The organism is Rhizobium sp. BR 317 (assembly GCF_047445835.1).
Classification (GTDB): Bacteria; Pseudomonadota; Alphaproteobacteria; order Rhizobiales; family Rhizobiaceae; genus Rhizobium; species Rhizobium paranaense.
This window is the reverse complement of record NZ_JARWLB010000004.1, coordinates 377,514-398,767: the sequence shown is the minus strand read 5'-3', so window position 1 is coordinate 398,767 and position 21,254 is coordinate 377,514. Positions and strand designations below refer to the sequence as shown.

21 protein-coding genes and 1 pseudogene are annotated in these 21,254 nt (G+C 59.7%); 8 read left to right on the top strand and 14 right to left on the bottom strand.

All coding sequences use genetic code 11. The annotated features are described in order from the left end of the window. The 3 genes and pseudogenes from QD357_RS09305 to QD357_RS09295 form a co-directional block, all read right to left on the bottom strand. A pseudogene (locus QD357_RS09305) lies at nucleotides 1-701 on the bottom strand (hypothetical protein); the annotation flags it as partial. A 475-nt stretch (nucleotides 702-1,176) separates the two neighbouring features. Beyond that, a complete protein-coding gene (locus QD357_RS09300) occupies nucleotides 1,177-1,419 on the bottom strand; it encodes a DUF982 domain-containing protein (RefSeq protein WP_107109069.1) in 243 nt (80 codons plus the stop codon). 114 nt (nucleotides 1,420-1,533) lie between these two features. Then, nucleotides 1,534-1,794 (bottom strand): DUF982 domain-containing protein, encoded by a 261-nt coding sequence (locus tag QD357_RS09295; protein ID WP_107109455.1) that lies wholly within the window; start codon nucleotides 1,792-1,794, stop codon nucleotides 1,534-1,536. Nucleotides 1,795-1,940: 146 nt separating this feature from the next. Here QD357_RS09295 and QD357_RS09290 point away from each other — a divergent pair, with 146 nt between their 5' ends. The 3 genes from QD357_RS09290 to QD357_RS09280 all read left to right on the top strand — a co-directional run bounded on the left by QD357_RS09290 (nucleotide 1,941) and on the right by QD357_RS09280 (nucleotide 4,814). Continuing rightward, nucleotides 1,941-2,636: a DNA-3-methyladenine glycosylase I gene (locus QD357_RS09290; protein WP_107109068.1), complete on the top strand. Its 696-nt coding sequence runs from the start codon at nucleotides 1,941-1,943 to the stop codon at nucleotides 2,634-2,636. Nucleotides 2,637-2,692: 56 nt separating this feature from the next. After that, complete coding sequence (locus tag QD357_RS09285) at nucleotides 2,693-3,724, top strand: hydroxyacid dehydrogenase (protein WP_107109067.1); 1,032 nt, start codon at nucleotides 2,693-2,695, stop codon at nucleotides 3,722-3,724. A gap of 91 nt (nucleotides 3,725-3,815) precedes the next feature. Then, the gene (locus tag QD357_RS09280) at nucleotides 3,816-4,814 is read left to right on the top strand and encodes a prohibitin family protein (RefSeq protein ID WP_107109454.1); all 999 of its coding nucleotides are present in this window, start codon (nucleotides 3,816-3,818) and stop codon (nucleotides 4,812-4,814) included. Between the two features lie 20 nt (nucleotides 4,815-4,834). On the opposite strand, the gene QD357_RS09275 is transcribed toward QD357_RS09280, so the two are convergent. The 3 genes from QD357_RS09275 to tauA form a co-directional block, all read right to left on the bottom strand. Next, nucleotides 4,835-5,674 carry an ABC transporter permease subunit gene (locus QD357_RS09275; protein WP_107109066.1) on the bottom strand — a complete coding sequence of 280 codons (840 nt, stop codon included), beginning with the start codon at nucleotides 5,672-5,674 and terminating at the stop codon, nucleotides 4,835-4,837. Continuing rightward, nucleotides 5,671-6,468, bottom strand: coding sequence for a taurine ABC transporter ATP-binding protein (locus QD357_RS09270; protein WP_107109065.1), 798 nt, complete (start codon nucleotides 6,466-6,468; stop codon nucleotides 5,671-5,673). Before QD357_RS09270 ends, QD357_RS09275 begins: the two co-directional genes overlap by 4 nt. Nucleotides 6,469-6,530: 62 nt before the next feature. Beyond that, the gene (gene tauA / locus QD357_RS09265; protein WP_107109064.1) at nucleotides 6,531-7,538 is read right to left on the bottom strand and encodes a taurine ABC transporter substrate-binding protein; all 1,008 of its coding nucleotides are present in this window, start codon (nucleotides 7,536-7,538) and stop codon (nucleotides 6,531-6,533) included. A gap of 217 nt (nucleotides 7,539-7,755) precedes the next feature. Between tauA and QD357_RS09260 the strand changes: the two genes are divergently transcribed. After that, complete coding sequence (locus QD357_RS09260; protein ID WP_414124145.1) at nucleotides 7,756-9,114, top strand: LLM class flavin-dependent oxidoreductase; 1,359 nt, start codon at nucleotides 7,756-7,758, stop codon at nucleotides 9,112-9,114. 9 nt (nucleotides 9,115-9,123) lie between these two features. Here QD357_RS09260 and QD357_RS09255 read toward each other — a convergent pair whose 3' ends face one another. The 4 genes from QD357_RS09255 to QD357_RS09240 form a co-directional block, all read right to left on the bottom strand. Beyond that, a complete protein-coding gene (locus tag QD357_RS09255) occupies nucleotides 9,124-9,780 on the bottom strand; it encodes a methionine ABC transporter permease (RefSeq protein ID WP_107109063.1) in 657 nt (218 codons plus the stop codon). Further along, nucleotides 9,770-10,855, bottom strand: a complete 1,086-nt coding sequence (locus QD357_RS09250; RefSeq protein ID WP_107109062.1) for a methionine ABC transporter ATP-binding protein — start codon at nucleotides 10,853-10,855, stop codon at nucleotides 9,770-9,772. The genes QD357_RS09255 and QD357_RS09250 overlap by 11 nt, the downstream gene beginning before the upstream one ends. A 199-nt stretch (nucleotides 10,856-11,054) precedes the next feature. Next, nucleotides 11,055-11,900 (bottom strand): MetQ/NlpA family lipoprotein, encoded by an 846-nt coding sequence (locus QD357_RS09245; RefSeq protein ID WP_107109061.1) that lies wholly within the window; start codon nucleotides 11,898-11,900, stop codon nucleotides 11,055-11,057. Nucleotides 11,901-12,113: 213 nt separating this feature from the next. Further along, the gene (locus tag QD357_RS09240) at nucleotides 12,114-12,605 is read right to left on the bottom strand and encodes a cupin domain-containing protein (protein ID WP_107109060.1); all 492 of its coding nucleotides are present in this window, start codon (nucleotides 12,603-12,605) and stop codon (nucleotides 12,114-12,116) included. Nucleotides 12,606-12,946: 341 nt separating this feature from the next. Between QD357_RS09240 and QD357_RS09235 the strand changes: the two genes are divergently transcribed. Next, complete coding sequence (locus QD357_RS09235; protein WP_107109059.1) at nucleotides 12,947-13,336, top strand: hypothetical protein; 390 nt, start codon at nucleotides 12,947-12,949, stop codon at nucleotides 13,334-13,336. Between the two features lie 60 nt (nucleotides 13,337-13,396). Here the strand turns inward: QD357_RS09235 and QD357_RS09230 are convergent, their stop codons facing one another. Beyond that, the gene (locus tag QD357_RS09230) at nucleotides 13,397-13,810 is read right to left on the bottom strand and encodes a carboxymuconolactone decarboxylase family protein (RefSeq protein ID WP_107109058.1); all 414 of its coding nucleotides are present in this window, start codon (nucleotides 13,808-13,810) and stop codon (nucleotides 13,397-13,399) included. A gap of 239 nt (nucleotides 13,811-14,049) precedes the next feature. Here QD357_RS09230 and QD357_RS09225 point away from each other — a divergent pair, with 239 nt between their 5' ends. Both QD357_RS09225 and QD357_RS09220 read left to right on the top strand, forming a co-directional pair. Continuing rightward, nucleotides 14,050-15,210: a CaiB/BaiF CoA transferase family protein gene (locus tag QD357_RS09225; protein WP_107109057.1), complete on the top strand. Its 1,161-nt coding sequence runs from the start codon at nucleotides 14,050-14,052 to the stop codon at nucleotides 15,208-15,210. 42 nt (nucleotides 15,211-15,252) lie between these two features. Beyond that, nucleotides 15,253-16,530 (top strand): L-fuconate dehydratase, encoded by a 1,278-nt coding sequence (locus QD357_RS09220; RefSeq protein WP_107109056.1) that lies wholly within the window; start codon nucleotides 15,253-15,255, stop codon nucleotides 16,528-16,530. A 225-nt stretch (nucleotides 16,531-16,755) separates the two neighbouring features. Here QD357_RS09220 and QD357_RS09215 read toward each other — a convergent pair whose 3' ends face one another. Both QD357_RS09215 and QD357_RS09210 read right to left on the bottom strand, forming a co-directional pair. After that, entirely contained in the window at nucleotides 16,756-18,300 is a 1,545-nt protein-coding gene (locus QD357_RS09215; protein ID WP_107109055.1) for a VOC family protein, read from the bottom strand. 144 nt (nucleotides 18,301-18,444) lie between these two features. Next, the gene (locus QD357_RS09210; protein ID WP_107109452.1) at nucleotides 18,445-18,669 is read right to left on the bottom strand and encodes a hypothetical protein; all 225 of its coding nucleotides are present in this window, start codon (nucleotides 18,667-18,669) and stop codon (nucleotides 18,445-18,447) included. Nucleotides 18,670-19,174: 505 nt separating this feature from the next. Between QD357_RS09210 and QD357_RS09205 the strand changes: the two genes are divergently transcribed. Beyond that, a complete protein-coding gene (locus tag QD357_RS09205; RefSeq protein ID WP_104824108.1) occupies nucleotides 19,175-19,384 on the top strand; it encodes a cold-shock protein in 210 nt (69 codons plus the stop codon). Between the two features lie 106 nt (nucleotides 19,385-19,490). On the opposite strand, the gene QD357_RS09200 is transcribed toward QD357_RS09205, so the two are convergent. After that, nucleotides 19,491-20,945 (bottom strand): MFS transporter, encoded by a 1,455-nt coding sequence (locus tag QD357_RS09200; RefSeq protein ID WP_107109054.1) that lies wholly within the window; start codon nucleotides 20,943-20,945, stop codon nucleotides 19,491-19,493. Between the last annotated feature and the right edge of the window lie 309 nt (nucleotides 20,946-21,254).

The following is a 21,254-nucleotide window of genomic DNA, read 5'->3' as shown; positions in this document are numbered from 1 at the left end:
GTGCTCAACTTAGCGATCTGGCTGGTCTTCAGAGCCGCAACCTGATCAGTAGAGAGCGCTGCGACCTTATCAGAGGTCAGGCCGGACAAAGCCGCGGTGCTGATCGCTGCGATTTCGTCGGTCGAGAAGGTTGCGATGTCGGCCGTGGAGAGAGCGCCAACTTCTGTTGCCGTCAGGGCGCCAATCTGCGTCGAGGACAGTGCAGCGGCCTGGTCGGTGGAGAGAGCTGCGATCTGGGCCGACTTCATGGCTGCGACCTGCGCGGTCTTCAGAACACCGATCTGGTCGGTGGAGAGGGCGGCAACATCGTCAGTGGAGAGGACTGCAACCTGCTTCGAGGTCAGAGCGGCCACCTGGCTGGTGGAGAGAGCCTTGGCCTGATCGGTGGAGAGGCCGGCAACGTCGGCTGTGGTGAGCGCGGCGACCTGTTCGGTCGAGAGGCCCCCGAGCTGGGTCGTGGAGAGAACAGCCAGTTGGTCCAGGTTCAAACCAAGAATGGCGCTCGTCGATACGGCGCCAATCTGCGTGGAGGTGAAGGTGGAGATGTCCTGCGTTTCAAAAGCGGAGAGTTGCGTTGAGCTCAGCGCCTTGATCTGCGTGGTGCTCAGTGCTGCCACGTCGTCGGTGGTGAGCTGCTTAATCGTTGTGGTGGAAAGAGCTTTGATCTGAGTGATGCTCAGAGAAGAAATAACTGAAGTCATGGACGCGCCCCTAGTGTTAGCTGAATGCGAATATCACCCCTCTGCCGTCGGCCGCGCGAGAAGACCAGCAAAGTCCCTTTACGGCGTCGTTGGACGCGCGTTTGCTGGCAGCGTTACCCGCTTAATCGGACACCAATACCGGCGTCGACAATTCGGGCGTCCTGTCGGAAGAGAATGAAGTTACACGGAACATGGCTCGGACGAGCCGGCGCGTTGGAAGGGCATCATGCTTCCAGAGCCATGCACGGCCCTGATCCCTACGCCATTGGACGCTGACGTCTTGCCTGCTACCCCCGTTCGCCCAGATGCGTCTTTTACTCATGGGCGAATCGCGTTTTTCAGCAGACTTCTCGCGACCCAAGACCGCTTTTATTCGTTTGCTTTTAATTTTGAATTAACGACCGTCAAACTCCAGTTTTTCTTAGCAAAAGATCCGGCCTAATACTCCGCGCCATGAAAATGTGTTTGCCCGGCGTCATGCGCTTATCAGGGCATGCGCCTCGCGGCAGGCGGCGACGAAAGCCATGCGGGTTTCGTTCGCGGTGGTATATCCTTCAAAGCAATCGATGCAGGCGCGCAACGCGGCCTCATAGGCGTTTCCGTGGCGTATCGGCCAATCCACGGTCAGGCAGTCCGTAGCCTCGGCCGCTGTCCGGATGATGCGGATATTTTTCGGCAGGCGTACGACGACAGGCTTTCTCCAGGCGGTTTGAAACATCGCGCTCCTCGTTTTGGCATTTCAAAACGGGATAGCGGCGGTTTCGTTCCAAGCATTGTTGCGGACAGAGGCACAAAGCCACGGCGCGAGAGGAGAATCAGGTGATGCGGCGGTTTATTCGGCCATTGTGGTTTCGATCGGTACGCCTGCTTCCTTGGCGGCGGCGACGAAACTGTTGCGCGCTTCCAGCGGTTGCCTGATCCCGCTTTCAACATCCGTGCATATCTGCAAGGCCATCATGAACGCCTTGCCTTCGGCAACGGGCCATGCATTCAAGAGCATGTCCAATGCCTCTTTCGTGGTGCCAACGGTATAGATTTTCCCTGTTCGCGTGCAGATGACCATCACCGGGAAATTCCAATGTCTATTACTCATCATTCCAGCTCCGACCCACGCGCTCACGTTAACGCCAGGGTGGGCGAAGGTACAAGTAAAATTGCAGCGGATGTCCAGCGCGCGTTACCTTGCGCGGAGGCACGAGATCGTAAAAGACTTGAGTCTTCGTCAGAGAGGAGGGGCAGGTGGGCAGCTTCGCGGAAATTCTGGAACGGGCGGAAAAGCGCAAAGGCGGGGCGGAAGCGCTGAAAGCGCTGATGCCGAAAGCGCCCGATCATGATGCCTTGCGCGCCATGCCAGACGACAGGTTGCTGTCGGAAATGACGCGCTATGTCTTCTATGCCGGCTTCGTGCGCAATGTCATCGATTCCAAATGGCCGGGTTTCGAAGCGGCTTTCTCCGGTTTCGATCCGGTGTTCCTTAATTTCGCGCCCGACGATTACTGGCATGATCTGACCTCGGACACGCGCGTCGTGCGCAACGGCGCCAAGATCATGTCCGTGCGGGCCAATGCGCATTTCATTCGCCAACTTGCCGAGGAACATGGCAGCGCCGGGCGCTTCTTCGCCGATTGGCCGGTGGAGGATCATATCGGCCTGCTCGCCGTTCTCGACAAGCGCGCCAACCGCCTCGGCGGCATGAGCGGCCAATATTTCCTGCGCGCCATCGGACGCGACAGTTTCGTCATGAGCCATGACGTGCTCGTTTGCCTGCGCCTTTCTGGCCTGCTGATCTCGGAGACGAAGCCGACCAAGAAAGATTTCAAGCTGATCCAGGATCGGTTCAATGCCTGGGCCGCGGAAACGGGCCTGCCGCAAACCTATCTCTCGCGCATCTGCGCCTTCTCTGTGGGCATGCCGGGAGGGGAAGACGAGCCCTGATTGATTTGGCTGGTCGAATGATATTGGATCGTCTCTGAGAATAGGGAGAGACTTTCATGTCGACTGATAACAGGCCTTTGGCCATCAGCGCGCCCGAGCCGCGCTCGCTTGAACTCATCTTCAGCAAGGATGCGCTGTCGCTCCTCCATTCGAAATACCGGATCGTCGAGGCGGATCCGGAGAATATTGCCGGGCTTGGCGACGATGTGCTCGGCGAGGCGCGCTATATCATCGGCCAGCCGCCGCTTTCAAAGGACACGCTCGACCGCATGCCGCGCCTGCGCTGCATCCTGAATGTCGAAAGCAATCTCATCAACAACATGCCCTATGATGTCCTGTTCCAGCGCGGCATTCATGTCGTGACGACCGGACAGGTCTTTGCCGAGCCGGTGGCTGAAATCGGGCTCGGGTTTGCGCTCAGCCTGGCACGCGGCATCGTCGATGCGGATCTCGATTTTCGCGAGGGCAGGGAGCTTTGGGGCGGTGATGGCAATGCCAAGGCCCGGCTGATCTCCGGCAGCGATATCGGTATCGTCGGCTTCGGTGATCTCGGCAAGGCGCTGAGCAGGGTGCTGTCGGGCTTTCGCGCGACGGTCAGGGTGTTCGACCCTTGGATGCCGCCTTCGATCCTCAGGGAACATGGCGTCCAGCCGGCCGGCCTCGACGAGGTGCTGTCGGGCAGCGATTTCCTGTTCGTGGTGGCCTCCGTCACCAGCGAGAACAAGGGTTTTCTCGGCGCCGAGGCTTTTGCGCGCATGCGCAAGGGGGCGGCCTTCATCCTGCTCAGCCGTGCCGATGTGGTGGATTTCGACGCATTGATGGCCGAGGTCGCCTCCGGCCATATCGTTGCGGCGAGCGATGTCTATCCGGAGGAACCGCTTGGCAAGGACCATCCGGTGCGCGGCCTCAAAGGCTTCATCCGCTCGGCGCATCGCGCCGGTGCCCTTGACAGCGCCTTCAAGAAAATGGGCGACATGGTGTTGGAAGATATGGACCTGATGGATCGCGGCCTGCCGCCAATGCGCTGCAAGCGGGCGGAGCGCGAAACGGTGTCGCGGATGCGCTCGAAGCCGGTGACTAGAAACTGAAGCTGTAACTTCGCCATGCAGACCCGCAATGGGTGCATTTCCGCGCCGACTCATCTATGTCTCCGCCATCGAAGAGATGATGAGGAAATCGATGGCGAACCGGGAAATCGACGTGGCGTCTGTGGCAACCAGGAGCCGAATGACAGCATTTTTGGGCATTGTCGCCGTTATCGCCGTTGCAATGATCATCTTCAGCTCATGGTACACGATCGACCAGGGCGAGCGCGGTGTGATCCTTCGCACCGGGGCCATGGTCGGCACCGCGGAACCGGGCCTGCATTTCAAACTGCCGTGGATTGAAACCGTCGTCAAAATTCCCGTCACCCAGCAGGTAACCTATTGGACCTGCCAGAGCGGCACGAGCTGCCAGACCGGCGAGCATCAACAGATGCAGGCCTATTCACAGGACCAGCAGCCCGCCGATATGCGCGTGACTATTTCCTGGCATGTGCCGGCGGATGCGGTCGAGAAAGTCTATTCCGAATTCGGTTCGCTCGGTAACCTGGAATCGCGGTTGATTTCGCGCCGCGCGCCGCAGGATGTGAAGACTGTGTTCGGCAAATTCACCGCCGCCTCCGTCATTCAGAACCGGGCGCAGTTCAATACCGATGTTCAGGCGGCGATCGAGGCTGGCATTCAGGGGCCGGTGCAGATCGACAGCGTCCAGGTCGAAAATATCGATTTCTCCGATGCCTATGAGAACAGCATAGAGCAGCGCATGCTGGCCGAAGTCGAGGTGCAGAAGCTGCGGCAGAACGCCGAGCGGGAAAAGGTGCAGGCGCAAATCACTGTGACACAGGCCCAAGCGGCTGCCGATGCACGCCGCGCCGATGCGCAGGCTCAGGCCGACGCCGTGCGGCTGCAGGCGGAAGCCGATGCACAGGCGATCCAGCTCCGTGGAGATGCGGAGGCAAAAGCGATCAAGGCGCGCGGCGACGCGTTGCGTGACAATCCCAACCTGATCTTCCTCACTCAGGCGGAAAAATGGAACGGGCAATTGCCGACCACCATGCTGCCGAATGCCTCGGTGCCTATGCTCAATCTCGACGCGCGGCAGAATTCCGTCGTGCCGGTGGCTGGACAGCAGTAGGGTCAGCTTTGACGATCGGCTCAGCGATGAGCTGACCAAGGTACGAAGCGGCGTTCAATCAGCCGGACGCCGATTTCGAACAGGAAGGCAATCAGCGCGATGACGATGATGCCGCTGATGACGATGTCGGTCACCAGAAACTGCGCCGCCGACTGGATCATGAAGCCGAGGCCCTGTGTGGCTGCGACCAGTTCGGCCGCGACGAGCGTGGACCAGCCGGCGCCGAGCGCGATGCGGATGCCGGTGAGGATCGACGGGATGGCGCCCGGCAGGACGACATGGCGCAACACCTGCGCTCTGCCGGCGCCGAAGGAGCGGGCCGCATTGATATAGTCGACAGGCGCGGCTTTCACGCCGGCGGCAGTCGATAGAATGATGGGCGGCAGCATGGCGAGCGCGATGACGGTGATCTTCGAGGCTTCGCCGATACCGACCCAGATGATGATCAGCGGCAGATAGGCGAGCGGCGGAAGCGGTCGCAAGAATTCGACGATCGGGTCAAGGATGCCTTTGCCGATGCGGCTGGTGGCAATCGCCAGCCCGGCGGGAATGCCGATCACCAGCGAAACGGCGAGGCCGCCAAAAATCCTGAACAGGCTGGCGAATGCGTGTTCGGCCAGCGTCGAATCGACAAAGCCGGCAGTGTTCAGCGTGTAAATCGCCTTCGCGACGGTCCAGGGCGAGGGGAGAAAGACCGGCGAGACGATGCCATAGGCCGCTGCGACCGCCCAGATCACCAATAGCGCCAGGACAGTTGCAAGCGAAATCCACAGCGTCGAGCTGGACGAGCTGGTTTTGCCAGTAGTCCCTGCGTCGGATTGGGTGTCAATGGCTGCGATTTTTTCGATATCGGCGGTCACGCGGCCTCCTCCTCAGTCTCGTCGTGGATCAGGCCGGTCAACTCATCGTGCAGCCTTTTGAATTCAGCCGAAGCTTTGATCTCGGCAAGCGGCTCGCCGGCAAGGTAACGCTTGCCGAAGGAAAGCGGGATATCGGCGGTGATGCGTCCGGGATTCGGCGCCAGGGTGATGACGCGGGTGGCAAGGATCAGGGCTTCGTCGATGCTGTGTGTGATCAACAGCGCGCCTGTGCCGCTCTCCGACCAGACCTTCAGCAGGAATTGCTGCATGCGCGTGCGGGTCAGGGCATCCAGTGCGCCGAGCGGTTCGTCCATCAGCAGAAAACGCGGATCGGAGGCTAGCGCGCGGGCGATGCCGACACGCTGGCGCATGCCGCCAGATAGTTCCCAAATGTTGCGGTCACCGGCGCCGTCGAGACCGACTTTGGCGAGCAAAGCATCGGCGCGGCGGCGGCGCTCCTCTTTCGGCACGCCGTGCAGGCGTAAAGGAAAGGCGATGTTGTCGCGAGCATTCAGCCAGGGATAAAGCGCATCATCCTGAAAGACGACAGCCCGGTCGGCGGCCGGCCCTTCGATCTCCTTGCCGTCGACGAGGATGCGCCCTTCGGAAGGCGTCAGAAAGCCAGCGGCTAGATTGAGCAAGCTGGTCTTGCCTGAACCGGAACGGCCGATGACTGTGACGAATTCGTCGGAGGCAATATGCAGTGTCAGATTATCGAGCACGCGATGGCTATTCTGCCCCCGACGGCCGCCCGGAAAGTTCAGCGAAATGGATTGCAGGGACAGGATGCTCATGCGCGGGTACTCCAGTGAATGGGCGCAGGCCGGAAAACTCCGGTCTGCGCCGAACGCGTGAATCAGAGGCCGGCCTTCGCCGCATCGGTGACGAATTTGGCGTTGACGTAGGGTGCATAGTCTTTCAGCACGGCGGGGACCTTGCCTTGTTCCAGCAGGAAGGCAGATGTCTGGGCGATCGCGGTCGTCGTGCCGCCGCCGAGAAATTCGGCGCTCGCCTGCTCCTTGAGCGTCGGGAAATAATAGCCTTTCAGCAGTTCCGGCACCTCTTCCGGCTTTGCACCGGTGAGCTTGGCGATCGCGGCGGCTTGCGGCGACGACGCGCTCCAGCTCGCCGGATCGGCGCGGTAGGAAGCATAGGCCTTGCCGGTGACCTGAACGAAACCGGTCACGGCGTCGGGATGAGCGTCTGCGAATTTTTTGCTCACGATCCAGGCGTCGAAGGTCGGGCCACCCCATTTTGCCACATCTCCTGATGTCGCGAGGACCTTGCCGTTCTTCTTGATTTGCGACAGCACCGGATCCCAGACATAGGCGCCATCAAGATCGCCGCGCTCCCAGGCGGCGGCGATTTCAGGCGGGCGCAGGTTGAGGATTTGCATCGATTTCGGATCGATGTTCCAATGCTTCAGCGCGGTCAGCAGGCTGTAATGCGAGGTGGAGACGAAAGGTGTCGCGATCTTCTTGCCTTTCAAATCCTCCGGCTTGTCTATGCCCTTGACTGCGAGCGCTTCCGCGTCGCTGATGTTGCCGACGACGAAGATGGTCTCGATCGGCAGTTCGCGGCTGGCGGCGGCGGCAAGTGGCGAGGAGCCGACATAGCCGATATCGATCGAGCCCGAGGCGATGGCGGCAACGACATCGGCGCCGCTGTCGAATTTATGCCAACTGATCTTGGCGCCGGTTGCCTTGTCATATTCACCGTCGGCCTGCGGTACGCGCGACGGCTCGACGATCGGCTGATAGCCAATATTGAGCGTTACATCTGCGGCACTTGCATAAGAACCGAAAGTCGCGGCAAAAACAGCGACGGCTGTGGTGGTCAAGAAATTGCGTCTGTTGATGGTCATGTTTCCCCCGGCGTGGTGTTGCGAAATGATCTTTAACCGCTGACGATGCAGCCGGTCCGTATTAATCATTGTAAAATTGATAGAAAATATAGAGATATAAAATTCCGGATTTGCGGCATCCCCCGCAACGCACTTCCAAATATTGTGAAACTCCGGGTCTTTTGCGATCAGTCAAGGAACAGGCAGGACGATGACGTCGAGAGTTGAGGACAAGGCCATGAAGCCGATGCGGATCTATGCCTTCGATATGAACTGCGTCGGGCACATCAATCACGGCCTCTGGACGCATCCGCGCGATACTGCGTTGAACTATACCGACCTCGACTACTGGGTGGATTTCGCGCGCACGGCCGAACGCGGCAAGCTCGACGGCGTTTTCCTGGCAGATGTCGTCGGTGTCTACGATCTCTATAAGGGCAGCCCCGAGACCTCGATCCGGACGGCGGCGCAGATACCGGTCAACGACCCGATCATCCCATTGTCGGCCATGGCCTATGTGACCAAACATCTTGGCTTCGGCGTTACCGTCAACACGACATACGAGCCGCCTTTTCTCTTTGCACGGCGCATGTCGACGCTGGATCATCTGACCAAGGGCCGCATCGGCTGGAATATCGTGACCGGCTATCTTGATAGTGCTGCCCGCAGCATGGGCATGGAGCGCCAGCCGGATCACGATGCTCGGTATGATGCCGCCGAAGAGTACCTGGAGGTCGTCTATAAGCTCTGGGAGGGAAGCTGGGACGATGATGCCGTCAAGCGCGACAAGGTGGGTAGGCTCTTCGCCGATCCGTCCAAGGTGTGGGCCGTCCGGCACGAGGGTAGCCATTATCGGATGGATGGCATTCACCTGAGCGAACCGTCGCCGCAGCGCACGCCGTTGCTGTTTCAGGCTGGCGCTTCGGCGCGCGGGCAGGATTTTGCCGCGCGCCATGCCGAATGCGTCTTCATCGCGAGCCCGACGCTGCAGGGCGCAAGGCCACTGACGGAGGCGCTTCGGCAACGGGCCGTTCACTTCGGCCGACAAGCCGATGATCTCAGCATCCTCAATCTCATCACCGTCGTCGTCGGGCGGACGGAGAAGGAAGCCGAGGACAAGTTGGAGGACTATCGCCGGCATGCCAGCGTCGAGGCGTCGCTCGCGCATTATTCCAGCTCGATCGGCATCGATCTTTCCAAGTTCGGCCTGGACGAGCCGATCGAGCAGAAGACCACCAATGCCAATCAATCGGCGCTTGCCGTTGTCAGCGGCAAGCCGGCGATGACGCCACGGCAGATCATCGACCAGATGGTGCTCGGCAGCCGTCAGAAGCCGATGGTCGGCTCGCCTGAGCAGATTGCCGATTGCTTGCAGGTCTGGGTGGAAGAGGGCGGCGTTGACGGCTTCAATCTGGCACGGACGGTCGCGCCGGAAAGCCTGCGCGATTTCGTCGATCTCGTCATTCCCGTGTTGCAGGAACGCGGGCTGTTCAAGACGGATTATGCCGAGGGGACGTTACGCCAGAAATTGTTTGGCCGCGGCGATGGGCGGCTGCCGTCAAGTCATCCGGCAGCCGCATTCCGTCATCACGAATAAGCGCTCGTCCTAACGATGATCGAGCTTGGCGACGAGGCGGTCGCCGAGCCATTGCATGCCGCAGACCAAGACGATCAGCACGATGACGACCGCGATCATCACGCCGGTCTCAAAGCGCTGGTAGCCATAACGGATCGCCAGATCGCCGAGGCCGCCACCGCCGATGGTGCCGGCCATGGCCGAGGCGCCGATCAGGGTCACCAGCGTCACGGTGAAGCCCGCGACGATGCCGGGCAGGGCTTCCGGTACGAGCACTTCGCGGATGATGGTCCAGCGGTTGCCGCCCATGGCGCGCACGGCGTCGATCAGGCCACGATCGACCTCGCGCAACGAGACTTCGGCGATGCGGGCGTAATAGGGAATTGCTGCGATGGTGAGCGGCACGATCGCCGCAGTCGTGCCGAGTGCGGTGCCGACGATCAGCCGTGTCAGCGGGATCAAGGCGATCAACAGGATGATGAAAGGCACGGCGCGGAAGCCGTTGACCAGCGCTGCGAGGATGCTGTTGACGGTGAGTTGTTCGGCAATGCCGTCGCGGCTGGTGACGACCAGGGCGAGGCCGAGCGGCAGGCCGATGACGAGCGAGATCAGGCCGGATGCTCCGGTCATCCAGACAGTTTCCCAGAATGAGCGCCAGAGCAGGCCGAGGATGATGTCAGTTGTCATAACCTAAAACCTCCGCCCGGGCGGACCGGGCCGTCAGAAAATCAGTCACCCGTGCCGGCAGTGCTGCATCGCGTGTCGGCACGGCGATGAAGAAGCGGGCGACGGGCTCGTTCTGAATATGATCAATGCCGCCATGCACGAGCCGGAAGGAATGCGGCAGCGCCGCCGAAAGCTCGGCGAAAAGCGCGCCTTGCGCGGCCGGGCCGGCGAGATCGACGCTCAGTATCGCCTCGACACCCGACGTCTGCGACAGGCGCTCCGCAATATGCTCAGGAAGTTGCGGGCGGATGATGCTGAGCAGGCTTGCGGTGATCTCGGTCTGCGGATTGGCGAAGATTTGCCAGACCGGGCCTTCTTCGACGATCTTACCGGCATCGACAACGGCGACGCGATCGGCGATCGAGCGCACCACTTCCATCTCATGGGTGATCAGCAGGATGGTCAGGCCGAGCTTGCGGTTGATATCCTTCAGCAGCGTCAGGATCGATCGTGTCGTCTCGGGATCGAGCGCGGAGGTGGCTTCGTCTGAGAGGAGAAGAGCGGGGCGGGCGGCCAGCGCTCGGGCGATGCCGACACGCTGCTTCTGTCCGCCCGAGAGAGCCGAAGGATAGGCCTTCGCCTTGTCGGCAAGACCGACGAGTTCGAGCAGCTCGCGGGCCCGCGCCAGCCGCTCCGCCTTGGCAACACCTTCGATCTTCAGCGGCAGGGCGACATTGCCTTCGACCGTTTTTGCCGAAAGCAGATTGAAATGCTGGAAGATCATGCCGATGCGGCGGCGCAGCGGCTGCAACTCGTTTTCCGACAGGCCGGCTATATCACGCCCTTCGATATGGATTTCGCCGCTATCGGCGCGCTCCAGCCCGTTCAAGCAACGGATCAACGTTGACTTGCCGGCGCCGCTGCGACCGATAATGCCGACGATCTCGCCGCGGCGGGCCGCAAGCGAGATGCCGTCGAGCGCGGGGTTCGTACCGAAACGGCGCCGGACATTGACGAGGCGGACGATCTCATCGCTCTCTGATCTACCGGGCGGAGTATGTCCTTTAATGGCTATGGCTGGGATGAAGGGATTCATGGTGGTTCTCTTTGCAAAAAGCGGCCCTTGAATGTGCCGCACTTCTGGCATCCCCCTCTGTCACTTCGTGACATCTTCCCCACAAGGGGGGAGATCGTTTGGAGAATGTCGCATCCTGTCGGAAAACACCGAAGGCGACCCGAGCAGGAATGCCCCGGCCGCCCAGGCGCTCAGCGCTGCCCCCGCCGCTGAATTGGTGTTAGTAGGCGCTGAGACCCGTGCCCTTGTAGACCTTGTCGAACTCGGCCTTGACCGTATCGTTCTGGTAGGAGGCGACCAGGGTCTTCACCCAGGACTCATTCTCGCTGCCCTGCTTGACGGCGATGAAGTTGCGGTAGGGATTGCCGTCGATCGGCTCCTGGGCAATGCGGTCCTTCGGCGAAAGCCCGCTTTTCAGCGCCCAGTCGGTGTTGACGACGGCGGCGTCGAGATCGTCGATCGAGCGGCCGACGATTCCGGCATCGAGTTCCTTGATCTCGACGTTCTTCGGGTTTTCGACGATGTCGGCGGTGGTGGCGAGAATGCCGGTGCCGTCCTTGAGCTTGATGACGCCTTGGTTCTGCAGCACCCGTAGCGCGCGGCCCTCGTTGGACGGGTCGTTCGGCACACCGATGACCGCGCCCTTCGGCAGATCCGCAACGGTCTTGTATTTCTTGGTGTAGAGGCCGATCGGCCAGACGCCGGTATAGCCGACGCGGACGATATGATAGCCGTGCTGCTTGATCTGGTTGTCGAGATAAGGTTGATGCTGGAAGGCGTTGGCGTCGACTTCGCCGCGCTCCAACGCTTCATTCGGCTGGGTGTAGTCGTTGAAGGCCACGGTCTCGATCTTCAGGCCCTTCTTGGCGGCTTCCGCGGTGACGACGCGCCAGACGTCTTCATCTTCGCCGCTCATGATGCCGACCTTGATCGTCTTGTCGGCGGCAAAGGAAGGGGCGGCTGCCGTCAAGCCGAAGACGGCGACAGCGGAGGCGATGAGAGCTGCAAGGCCAGTCCGGCGCGAGAAGCGCTGCGCAGTTAGACCTTCAGAAGACTTTTTCGTCATGGGAAATCCTGTTCCATGTGATTGAGACGCCATTGTCTCGTTGACCACATGGATCATCTCAGACGGTTGTGGGTCACGCGAAGCAGGATCATTTGTTGTGCGCAGCACTTCTGAAAAACTCTTTTTAGCGTACGGCGGATCGTGAACTAATTTTCTATAGAGATAGTAGATTTTTGTGCAATGCGGATTTCGAATGCATCGAAATTGCGCAAATCAGCGATGGATCGGGTCTTTCCAGAGCACTTCTTCCGGCTTTTCCACCGGTTCGATATCGAGATTGACGACGACAGGCTCCTGCCCGGAGCGGACGAGGACGCATTCCAGCGTCTCGTCGCGGCTGGCGTTGATCTCCTGATGCGGCACGAAGGGTGGCACAAAGATGAAATCGCCGGGGCCGGCTTCGGCGACGAATTCTAGGTTCTCGCCCCAGCGCATCCGCGCCTTGCCCTTGACGACATAGATGATGCTTTCAAGATCGCCGTGATGATGTGCGCCGGTCTTGGCGTTGGCGTGGATCGTCACCGTTCCGGCCCAGATCTTCTCGGCGCCCGCGCGGGCATGATTGATGGCGGTGGCCCGGTTCATGCCCGGCGTCTGCGCTGTGTTCGGATCGAGCGCATTGCCGGGGATGATTTTGACGCCATGCTCGCGCCAATCGATCGGCTCGTGGTGCTCGCCATGATCGTGTTCATGATCGTTGCTCATGGCTGTCCTTTCGTTGCCGAGGAAGGGATTCGCGTCTCTTCCAGGGATTGGTGTCTAGTCAGACTACGGCGAAACCATTCAAAAATATAGGGAATCGCAGAAAGTTTCGAAAGAGGCTTTTCAAGCCGGGATTAATCTATAGACTCGATCAAGTTAAGTGACCGGTGGGAACATTTCGTGTTATCCCGCGTTGCGCCGGTCAGAAATGGTTTGCCGCGCCGCTTGTCCGATCAAATGCGTTCGGGGTGCGCCAAATTCAGAAGCAGCGCGTAGGCCTCTCTGCGAGAGACCGGATAGTTTTTCAAATTATGCGCCGGACTTCCACTTGAAAGGAGACAGACATGAGCAATGCCTTGCCGCCCCTTCATGAGGGTCATGCCCCCATTACTTTGCAGCAGCTCTTCAGGGAAGCGCTCTATGCTTTCGAGGAATGGGACACAGAAGTCACTGAACCGATCGTGATGTTCGAAGGGAAGATTATTCCCGTTAGCGTCGTTTTCGAAGCCATGCGTGAATGCACCGACATCGTGCCCAACAACATCGTCTCGGCCGTTACGGAACGGTTGACCAAGCCCTGGGAAGGCGAAGGTCCTCTCGACACGATGACCTTTTCGACCGCCGCCCGGGTCATGGGCGTTCTCGTCCGCAAGCGTCTCTTGGTCGTCAACAACGGTGTCGATGTCGCCGCCGTCGTTGCGGAGAGCCAGACCGCGGAACAGTCAGACCGATAAGAAACAGCGCATGATTTATCAGGGAACCCGCCGGACTATACCGGCGGGTTTTTTGTGAGATCAGCGACGGCTGACGTCGAATTCCGGATCGACGGGGATCTGCATCGCCGTCACCAAATGGTTCGTCTGTCCGGCAAGGCCGATGACGGCCAGCAATTCGCCATGCTGTGCATCCGTCATGCCTTTTGCCCTGGCGGCGGCGGTGTGGGAGTGGACGCAGTAGGTGCAGCCGTTGGCGGTGGACACGGCGATATAGATCATCTCGCGCACCAGCGGATCGAGCGTGCCGTCAGCCATCATCACCGCCTTCAGCCCTTCCCAGGTGCGCTTCAAAAGTGCCGGATCATTGGCGAGGCCGCGCCAGAAATTATTGACGAAATCGGATTTTCTGACGGCGCGAATGTCATCGAAAACGGCCTTCACCGCCGGGATCGCCTCGATCTCCGCATCATCGAGCAATTTGACTGTCGTCATCTCAAGTCTCCTTCCAACAATCCGAATTGGTGCGAAAGCTATAGCGCATTTTCGCGCGGTCTTCGCTGAAGGATCGCGTGACCAGGGCGCCTCTTTTCATTTGCAAAAATCATCCATATGTGAAAATACTATTCACATAAGAAAAGTGAGGCGCGGGACGCAGGGGATTCGGCGGGCGAAAATCTGCCGAAGCGGGGATGCGCCGCCTGCCGGATCGATGCTAGGAAGCGGAAATAGTCATGGTGGTGGAGAAGGAATTGCCGTTGGCCGGCCTGGTGGTCGTGGATATGAGCCAGTTCCTGTCCGGACCCTATTGCACCCTCAGACTGATGGATCTCGGCGCCCGGGTCATCAAGATCGAGCGGCCGGAAAGCGGCGATCTCTCGCGAGGGCTTTATCTCAGCGATACCGAGAGCGGCGATTCGACCATTTTCCACGCAATCAATCGTTCGAAGGAAAGCCTAGCGATCGATTTGAAGAGTGAGCGCGACATGCAGGCGCTGCGCAAGCTGATCTCCAAGGCTGATGTCCTGGTGCAGAATTTCCGGCCGGGGGTGATCGAGCGGCTTGGGTTGGATTATCCGGCGGCGCAGGAGATCAATCCGCGCCTCGTCTATTGCTCGATCAGCGGCTACGGTGATGAAGGTCCCTGGGTGTCGCGTCCGGGGCAGGATTTGTTGGCGCAATCGCGCTCCGGCGTCATGTGGCTAAACGGCGACGAGGGGCAGGGGCCTCTGCCGTTCGGCCTGGCGATCGGCGACATGCTGGCGGGTGCGGCGGCGGCTCAAGGCATTCTGGCAGCGCTGGTGCGCCGCGGCGTCACCGGCAAAGGCGGGCTGGTGGAAACGAGCCTGCTGGAGGCGCTGGTCGATCTGCAGGTAGAGGTGCTGACTGTTCACATGAATAGCGGCAACAAGCTGCCCCAACGCTCTGGATTCCGCAGCGCCCATGCCTATCTCTCCGCGCCCTATGGCGTTTATCCCGCTGCCGACGGCTATCTCGCCATTGCCATGACACCGATTTCGAAGCTCGCCGATCTGCTTGGCATGGATGAACTCGCGCCCTACCGCGACGATCCGAAAAGCTGGTTCACGGCGCGCGATGACATCAAGGCGCTGATCTCGGCGCGGATTGCCACTGGTACCGTGGATGACTGGCTGGCAATCCTGGAGCCGGCTGATATCTGGTGTGCCAAGGTGCTGAACTGGCCGGAGCTGTTGCAGAGTGAGGGATTTGGCGTGCTTGATATGCTGCAGACCGTCGGTCGCGAGGACGGCATTTCCGTGCGCACCACGCGCTCGCCGGTTCGTATCGACGGGCAGCGGCCAAAATTCGAACGTGCAGCCCCGCATGTCGGCGAGCATAATGCGGCGATCTGGGAAGAGTTCGACCTCGGGTGAGTGTCCGAGAGATCGCCCGACAGAATTAAAAGGAGTTTTCCCATGACGCGCATTACCAACCTCCGTGTATTCGACCTGCGCTTTCCGACCTCGCAGAGCCTTGACGGCTCGGACGCGATGAACCCAGATCCGGATTATTCCGCTGCCTACGTCATTCTGGATACCGACAAGCCGGGCCTCGAAGGCCATGGCCTGACCTTTACCATCGGTCGCGGCAACGACATCTGCTGCATGGCGATCGAGGCGATGCGGCATCTGGTCGTGGGCACCGAGCTTGCCACCGTGCTGGAAAATCCCGGCAAATATTGGCGGCATCTGACGAGCGACAGCCAGCTTCGCTGGATCGGCCCGGAGAAGGGCGCGATGCATCTCGCCACCGGCGCCGTCGTCAACGCTGTCTGGGACCTGCTCGCCAAGGAAGCCGGCAAACCGGTCTGGCGGCTGGTGGCCGAGATGGATGCGGAGCGCATCGCCGATATCGTCGACTATCGCTACCTGACCGACGTTTTGACCCGCGACGAAGCCGTCGCCATCTTGAAGAAGGCGGAAGTCGGCAAGGCGGAACGTATCGCCACCCTCGAGCGCGAAGGCTATGCCTGCTACACGACGTCTGCGGGCTGGCTCGGCTATGACGATGTCAAGCTGCGCCGTCTATGCCAGGAGGCAATCGATGCCGGTTTCAACCATGTGAAAATGAAGGTCGGCCGCGATCTGGAAGACGATATCCGCCGTCTTACCATCGCCCGCGAGGTGATTGGTCCCGATCGCTATCTGATGATCGATGCCAACCAGGTCTGGGAAGTCGGCCAGGCGATCGATTGGGTCCAAAAGCTTGCCTTTGCGAAACCCTTCTTCATCGAGGAGCCGACTAGCCCAGACGACGTCGCCGGCCATCGCAAGATCCGCCAGGCGATCGGCCCCGTAAAGGTGGCGACCGGGGAGATGTGCCAGAATCGTATCATGTTCAAGCAGTTCATCGCCGAAGGCGCGATCGACATCGTGCAGATCGATTCCTGCCGCATGGGCGGGCTGAACGAAGTCTTGTCCGTGCTGCTCGTGGCCGCGAAATATGGTCTGCCCGTCTGGCCACATGCCGGCGGTGTCGGGCTCTGCGAATATGTGCAGCATCTATCGATGATCGACTATATCGCCGTTTCCGGCACCAAGGACGGCCGCGTGATCGAATATGTCGACCACCTGCACGAACATTTCGTCGACCCCTGCGTAATCCGCGACGCCGCCTATATGCCGCCAAACCTGCCAGGCTTCTCGATCGAGATGAAGCCGGAGTCGATTGCGCAATATACGTTCAAGGGCTGATCCTTCGTCTCTTAAGAAGGAGATACAAAGGTCCGCGCGTATGATGATCGCGAAAGGCCTGTTGTAACAACACCTTCTCCCCGCTGGGGACCGTTGCATAATTCGACGCTTGGACGAATGGTTCGCACTTCGATTCCATATTGTTCTGCAAAAGAATCGGAGACGTTCCAGGAACATTTGCGAACTGAAGAATTTTGCAACGGTCCCCGCTGGGGAGAAGGTGTTTTATCTCAACCACGCCTGAATGACTGGCACGTCGGCATCGTCAAGCTCGTGACCAGCGGGAACAGTCTCAAGCTCGACCTTTGCGCCGTCGTTCCGCAGGCGCGCAGCAAGGGGCTGGGCGTATGGGCCGTACATGTCTTTCTCACCTGCGATAACAAGCACATCGGCGTCCGACATGTCCGCCGGCGGCGGATCGGTGAGCGCGGCCATGGAGCGCAGAAGCACGGCGCGGCGAATGAGATGTGGGTGGAGCGACAGCATGGCGTTCAGCAGATTGGCGCCGTTCGAATAGCCGATATAGACGATGCGGTTCGGATCGAGCCCGTAGGCATGAATCGCGCCGTCAATAAAGGCGGCGAAGGCTTCGGCTTCGCTTGCGATATCGGCCTGATCGAAGATCATGGGGCCATTGCGGCGAAACCAGCGCGGCGCACCTTCCTCGAGCGCACGGCCGCGCACCGTCAGTAATGTGGCATCTGCATCGATCTTGTGGGCGATCGGCAGCATCGTCGTTTCGTTGGCGCCGGAGCCGTGCAGCAAAATGAAAATATTGCCATTCGGCTGCTCGGGCGTGAAGAAGCGATGGATGAAGGGCAGATCGCGATAGATGACGCGGGGGTCGCCGGGCATGGAGAATTGCGGCAGCACGACGTTCAGCTCGGCCAAAAGCGCCGGACTGTCACCAGGGGCGAAGAGGCGCGTGCCGAGCGTTGCCTCGTCCTCGTCGATCAACATGCCAGGCGCATCCGTTGCGAGTTCGAACAGGATGCGGCCGGGCTCGCGGACGTAGAGCGAGCGGAAATATTTGCGATCATGCATCGCCGTCGGCAAGGAGTTGATAGCCTGTAGCGCGGTGCGAACAGACTGCAATTCGGCATCATCAGTGGCGCGAAAGGCGACGTGATCGACCGTGCCCGTGCCCGGGGCGCTGGCCCAGAAGCCGCGTGCATCGCGGATGTCGAGGATATCGCCAGGCTCCGAGACGAGCCGGCTGATCGCTCCGCTGATTGCCAACGGCCGGTAGTCGAAGTGATCGACCAGGATTGCTTGCGTCTCCTCCGGCGTCTCGCTGAAAAGCGTAGCGCCCCGAATGCGGCGGATGGCGTGCTCCTGCGGGATGGAATCGCTCGTCCAGGGAGCCGTCGCCTGCAGGGCAGTGGTTCCGACCAATTTGACGATGACGCCATCCGGATCCTTCAACCGCAGAACCGGTTCGCCGAATTCCTCGGAAGGGCCTTCCGGTTTCAACCCTGCGCTCAGGGCGCGTGTCAGCCAGAAGCCGATGCTTGTGGGATCGATCGCGAGCGAGATTTCGCCGACTTGACCGACGCCCGCACGACCGGGAGAGCCGTCTTCCCAAACAAGAAAGGTTACGAGCGAACCGGGCGTGCCCTTGGCGTCGCCATAGAGGAGGTGCAACTGCGTTGCGTCTTCGAAGCCGCCGGTGCGTTTGACCAGCCGCAGGCCGAGAAAACCGGCGTAGAAATCGACATTCGCCTGCACCTTGCGAGTGATGAGCGTGATGTGGTGAATGCCGGCGACCATGTTGATGCTCCAGGATGGGTTGCGCACTTGGTCGCTATGTAGGGCGGAAGCCTCCGCTAGTTCAATGCGCTGCCCGTGGAGGCAGTGTTCACAGAAAGCGCAACGTCAGCCGCTGAAACAAGCCATCGATGGAACAAACTTTGCCTATTCTTGTGCCTTCGTCGTCTTTCGTTTGGCCTTTGCCTTCGGTTCCGGTGGCGGCTGCAGCGCCTCCTTCTCGAGACGCAGTTCGCGCAGGCGTGCCGTTTTGCGTTCGCGGTTCATCTGTTCGCTGGCGAGAATTTCCTTGACGGTAGAGTCGAGCTGGTTGGACTTGACTAGCGATGCCTCTTTCTTGGATCCGAACAGATTGTCTTTGTTGGGCGCCATCTTGGCCTCCATGGTTTGTGTCGGCGTTGGCGTTTCCTATGGATTTGAGCGGGTAGTCATCCGCTTCCACTGGAGGGAAGTACCATCCTGCATCGGGTGGTATCCATATTGCTAGCGTTAATTCTGGCGCTCACAGGAAATACGGCGGAACTGCATCACCGGAACCGGGATAAAAAGAGAAGCGCCGGTTATTTCTATATGGGATGGCGCAAAAAACTCGGAAACAGCTCCAAAAGGGCTATCCGAATTCGATCCTCACCGAACGATAATTTTATGTCACACGAGCCGATTTATGCGAAATATCTAGCCATTTTCGATATTTCTCATGTTTCTCCTTGTGGCACATCTAGCCATCCACTATAAGCTGTGCATCGATATTGGTGAATGAACTTTGCATCGCCGCACTCTGCGCGACATTGACGAACTTCCCTCCTCAAAATCGGTCTACTGCACCGGGCGGTTGTCTGGATGCGATCTCTATATGAGTGATTGAAAGGTCATTGTTATGAGCACAGGTACTGTAAAGTGGTTCAATGCTACCAAGGGTTTTGGTTTCATTCAGCCTGATGATGGCGCAACGGATGTCTTCGTGCATATTTCCGCGGTTGAACGCGCTGGAATGAGCACGCTGCGTGACGGCCAGAAGATCTCCTACGAGCTCGTCAAGGACAAGCGTTCGGGCAAGATGTCGGCTGACCAGCTTGAATCCCTGTAAGGATTTGCTTCCGGTCTTTGACCACGGATGTACTGGCATCGATCGTTGAGGCGATGGAGGAAGAGGTCGGGTTAGCCCGGCCTTTTTTGCATCTTGCTCGAGGAGCTCAGTGCTCCCCGAGTGCATCCTCTGCCGACTTCTTGCGGTGGCCGCTGATCTCCGTGCCGGCGGTACGCGAAAAGCTGGCGTTCCAGATCACCGCGAGCAGCGCAATGGCCGTGACGACGATGAAGGCGACGGAGAAGTCGATCATCTCGGCCTTCGCATGGTCGCGGAACTGCATCGAGCCGTGCAGGGCAAGAGCGGCGACGCAGATGCCGAGCGAGAGCATCAACTGCTGGAAGGTCGAATAAAAGCTGGTCGCGATGCTCATCCGGTCACGTTCGATCTCGTCATAAGCGATCGTGTTGTAGGCCGTGAACTGGAACGACATGAAGAAGCCGCAGAAGAACAGGATCACGAAGATGACCGGCAACGGCCAATTCGGCTGGAAGATGGCGCACATTCCGTAGCCGAGCGTGCCGATCAGACCGAAGACGATGAGGGCTGTGCGGAAGCCGAGCGTCCGAAGGATGCGCACCTGCAGGGGCTTCATGGCCATGGAGCCGAGCGCGGTCGCAATGGCGATCTGGCCGGCCGTAGCGGCCGACAGGCCGAAGCCGAGCTGCAGCATCAGCGGGATGAGGAAGGGATGGGCGCCCTGGCTGATGCGTGTCAGCGAGCCGGCGATGACCGAGGTGCGGAAAGTCGGCACCTTCATCAGCGAGAAATCCATGATCGGCGAGGGATGCTTGCGGGCATGGCGCAGATAGGCGATGCCGAACAGCAGGCCGGTGGAAATCAGGAAGACGGCCAGATAGCCTTCACCCTCGCGGCTCGACATTTCGAAACCGAAGAGCAGCGAGCCGAGCGAGATGCCTGACAGGATGAAGCCCGAAAGGTCGAAGCGGCCATTGCGCGGCCCTTTCACCTCTTCGATGAACATCGACACCAGGATAAAGCCGATAATGCCGATCGGCACGTTGATGTAGAAGATCCAGCGCCAGTCGAGATAGGTCACGAACATGCCGCCGACCGGCGGGCCGAGAATGGGGCCGACAAGCGCCGGGATCAGCAGCCAGGACATGGCGTTGACCATGTCTTTGCGGGCGACGCTGCGCATCAGCACCAAGCGGCCAACCGGCAGCATCATCGCGCCGCCGAGACCCTGCAGCAGCCGCGCGATCACGAGGAAGAACAGGTTCGGCGACTGCGCGCACAGAAGCGAGCCGACGACGAAAACCGCGATGGCGTATCGGAAGACGGTGCGCGATCCGAAGCGGTCTGCGATGGCGCCGCTGGCGGGAATGAAGATCGCGAGGCTGAGCAGATAGGATGTCAGCGAGATACTCATCGCCGGCGCGCTGACGCCGAAATCTCTCGCCATGGTCGGTAGCGCGGTGGCGAGCACGGTCGCGTCTAGCTGCTCCATGAACATGGCGCTTGCTACGATAAGCGCGATTACACGAAAATTAGGTGCGGCCCGCCGGGTTGGGGCGGCCTGGAAAATCTGGTCCGACATTGTCGGGGATCGCTCTCGATGGTGCGGTGGGGTCCAAAGACAGAACCGCAAGTCTGGTGACGGCGCAAAGGCCGATTGGAACGAGGGCTGGTATACGCCCGCTCAGGCGGGATGACTATATCCGAATTTGCAAATCTTATTGATCGAAATGGAAAAAACGACGCAGGCGGGCAGGAATGTCACAGCCGATGAATGCCAGATGAACGTACGCCAAGTGCAGCGGTGGTAGCGTCGATCACGGTCGATTTTCCCGCGTAAGATGCTGTGTTTCAATTGTTGATTTCACGTCATGAATAAGCTGACATAACG

What these genes read in the sequence shown, in the direction of transcription:
- QD357_RS09300 (WP_107109069.1), bottom strand. Translation starts at nt 1,419, where the DNA reads ATGTTTCAAACCGCCTGGAGAAAGCCTGTCGTCGTACGCCTGCCGAAA.
- QD357_RS09295 (WP_107109455.1), bottom strand. Translation starts at nt 1,794, where the DNA reads ATGAGTAATAGACATTGGAATTTCCCGGTGATGGTCATCTGCACGCGA.
- QD357_RS09285 (WP_107109067.1), top strand. Translation starts at nt 2,693, where the DNA reads ATGTCGACTGATAACAGGCCTTTGGCCATCAGCGCGCCCGAGCCGCGC.
- QD357_RS09280 (WP_107109454.1), top strand. Translation starts at nt 3,816, where the DNA reads ATGGCGAACCGGGAAATCGACGTGGCGTCTGTGGCAACCAGGAGCCGA.
- QD357_RS09270 (WP_107109065.1), bottom strand. Translation starts at nt 6,468, where the DNA reads ATGAGCATCCTGTCCCTGCAATCCATTTCGCTGAACTTTCCGGGCGGC.
- tauA (WP_107109064.1), bottom strand. Translation starts at nt 7,538, where the DNA reads ATGACCATCAACAGACGCAATTTCTTGACCACCACAGCCGTCGCTGTT.
- QD357_RS09260 (WP_414124145.1), top strand. Translation starts at nt 7,756, where the DNA reads ATGAAGCCGATGCGGATCTATGCCTTCGATATGAACTGCGTCGGGCAC.
- QD357_RS09255 (WP_107109063.1), bottom strand. Translation starts at nt 9,780, where the DNA reads ATGACAACTGACATCATCCTCGGCCTGCTCTGGCGCTCATTCTGGGAA.
- QD357_RS09250 (WP_107109062.1), bottom strand. Translation starts at nt 10,855, where the DNA reads ATGAATCCCTTCATCCCAGCCATAGCCATTAAAGGACATACTCCGCCC.
- QD357_RS09245 (WP_107109061.1), bottom strand. Translation starts at nt 11,900, where the DNA reads ATGACGAAAAAGTCTTCTGAAGGTCTAACTGCGCAGCGCTTCTCGCGC.
- QD357_RS09240 (WP_107109060.1), bottom strand. Translation starts at nt 12,605, where the DNA reads ATGAGCAACGATCATGAACACGATCATGGCGAGCACCACGAGCCGATC.
- QD357_RS09235 (WP_107109059.1), top strand. Translation starts at nt 12,947, where the DNA reads ATGAGCAATGCCTTGCCGCCCCTTCATGAGGGTCATGCCCCCATTACT.
- QD357_RS09230 (WP_107109058.1), bottom strand. Translation starts at nt 13,810, where the DNA reads ATGACGACAGTCAAATTGCTCGATGATGCGGAGATCGAGGCGATCCCG.
- QD357_RS09225 (WP_107109057.1), top strand. Translation starts at nt 14,050, where the DNA reads ATGGTGGTGGAGAAGGAATTGCCGTTGGCCGGCCTGGTGGTCGTGGAT.
- QD357_RS09220 (WP_107109056.1), top strand. Translation starts at nt 15,253, where the DNA reads ATGACGCGCATTACCAACCTCCGTGTATTCGACCTGCGCTTTCCGACC.
- QD357_RS09215 (WP_107109055.1), bottom strand. Translation starts at nt 18,300, where the DNA reads ATGGTCGCCGGCATTCACCACATCACGCTCATCACTCGCAAGGTGCAG.
- QD357_RS09210 (WP_107109452.1), bottom strand. Translation starts at nt 18,669, where the DNA reads ATGGCGCCCAACAAAGACAATCTGTTCGGATCCAAGAAAGAGGCATCG.
- QD357_RS09205 (WP_104824108.1), top strand. Translation starts at nt 19,175, where the DNA reads ATGAGCACAGGTACTGTAAAGTGGTTCAATGCTACCAAGGGTTTTGGT.
- QD357_RS09200 (WP_107109054.1), bottom strand. Translation starts at nt 20,945, where the DNA reads ATGTCGGACCAGATTTTCCAGGCCGCCCCAACCCGGCGGGCCGCACCT.